Annotated in this window: 1 protein-coding gene; it reads right to left on the bottom strand. The window is 36.8% G+C overall.

Annotated elements, in window-relative coordinates; genetic code table 11:
* Positions 1–57: 57 nt before the first annotated feature.
* On the bottom strand, positions 58–424 hold a 367-nt coding region (locus tag EQ827_RS08900), incomplete at its 5' end, for a peroxiredoxin (protein WP_181190614.1).

Raw genomic sequence — 424 nt, 5'->3', positions numbered from 1 at the left:
ATTTATGTGCGTGTAAAAAAGCGAGTATTCAACTCGCTTTTTTGTTACTCAAGCTTATTAAGCTGTTTGTAATGCTTTTAAATCTTCTAAAACCTGTTCAGCATGGCCGGCTGCTTTCACCTTACGGTAACTTTTAACTAAGGTTTTATTATGGAAAATAAAAGTAGAGCGTTCGATCCCCATTACTTTTTTCCCATACATATTCTTTTCTTTAATCACATCAAAGTGTTTGCAAAGTACTTCTTCTTTGTCACTAATTAAATCGATTGTCAGTGCCTGCTTTTCTGTAAAGTTTTGGTGGGCTTTTACCGAGTCGCGTGATACTCCAAAAATACGAGCACCTAAAACATCAAATTGATCTTTTAAACAAGAAAAGCCGGCAGCTTGTGTTGTACAGCCTGGCGTTGAGTCTTTAGGGTAGAAG

The organism is Bombilactobacillus bombi, assembly GCF_013607485.1.
Taxonomy (GTDB): domain Bacteria; phylum Bacillota; class Bacilli; order Lactobacillales; family Lactobacillaceae; genus Bombilactobacillus; species Bombilactobacillus bombi_A.
Note: the sequence above shows the minus strand (reverse complement) of the source record. Positions and strands in the feature narration are given on the sequence as shown.